Genomic DNA, 1,247 nt, shown 5'->3' with positions numbered 1-1,247 from the left:
AAGGAGTCATAAAGATATAAATGACAATTTATTTTACTGGTGCGAGATGCTGCCTTACCTATATGCTGATGAGTTAGTTTTACTAACTCCAATCAGTTGGAATATATGCTTTCTTACGCTGATAAAGAGATTCGAAAAATTATTCAACAAAAAGCTAAAATTATTCCACAGCCAACTTTACCAAGGCAATTTTATAACCAATCTGAAGCTTCTTTACGCAAAAAGAAGCCTGTTTCTATATTGGTTATTTTGGATCATTTTATCCTAATCGTGGATTTAAGCCATTTTTAGAAGCATGGGATCAGCTTGAAGATAGTAATAAATGGCGTTTAAAGTTGGTTGTTTACTCTCAACAAGATCCAAAAAGTATTTTGGCTGATGTGCCAGAAAGCTTAAAAGAATATATTGAAATTCTTCCTTATGTTGATTACTTTGATTTTTTAAAACTCTGTGATGAATTTGATGCATTGTTAGTGATGGATGCGAAAACAAAAGATTTAAAGATCAATAATCCTTATTTACCTTCAAAGTTGAGTGATTACATAGGTAGTCAAACCACGATTTTGGCACTTGTTGAAGAGGGTAGCCCGATGAGTGAAGTAAATAGTGATAAAATAATTTATGCAAAACTAATTGATAAAAAAATCAATATTAGATGCACTACTGAAGGTATCTAATATAATCAAATAAAAGTAATTTCAGTAATGATAATAACTAGTTTTAAATTTATCTTATTTAATTAAGTGGTGATATCATGGAAAAGCTTAACTTTATTCCTTATTCAGATTCTAGAGTAGATTTTTTGATCACAACACAACATAATGATTCGATTCAAAAGCTTTTAGTAGATATGGGAGCTAAAGAAATCAGAAAGTTTGGATATACTGCTTACGTTTGGGATAGCAGATTGGGTGATCGATTTTTATCAGGGATGGGTATATTGGATTCTAAGTTTTATCTTGGACCAAGACGCATTAATGAAATCCCGTTAAAATTCAATGCAGGAAATTATGTTTTTGTTGATTTATCCAGTCACTCAGCACTAGTTCAACCAGATCCATTTGGGATGGGGCAAGTTTACATTTCTGATACACTTATTTCAAATAGATTGCAATTATTAGCATTTATTATAAATAAAATTAATATATCGGTAGCTTTAAGCTCGACTTATAATAATGGGGGATTTTCATATTCTTTGAATACCTTTGATACCCCAATAGATGGTGTTAAGTTATTACCAGCGGGAG

Annotated in this window: 2 protein-coding genes; both read left to right on the top strand. The window is 31.1% G+C overall.

What is annotated here, in order from left to right:
• The first annotated feature begins 335 nt into the window (after positions 1–335).
• A complete protein-coding gene (locus HPC37_RS10760; RefSeq protein ID WP_208123101.1) occupies positions 336–677 on the top strand; it encodes a hypothetical protein in 342 nt (113 codons plus the stop codon).
• A gap of 77 nt (positions 678–754) precedes the next feature.
• On the top strand, positions 755–1,247 hold a 493-nt coding region (locus tag HPC37_RS10755; protein WP_208123100.1), incomplete at its 3' end, for a hypothetical protein.

Origin of the sequence: Spirabiliibacterium mucosae (assembly GCF_014884965.1) — a bacterium.
GTDB lineage: Bacteria > Pseudomonadota > Gammaproteobacteria > Enterobacterales > Pasteurellaceae > Spirabiliibacterium > Spirabiliibacterium mucosae.
The sequence above is the reverse complement of the archived record's forward strand: the minus strand, read 5'-3'. Positions and strand labels throughout refer to the sequence as shown.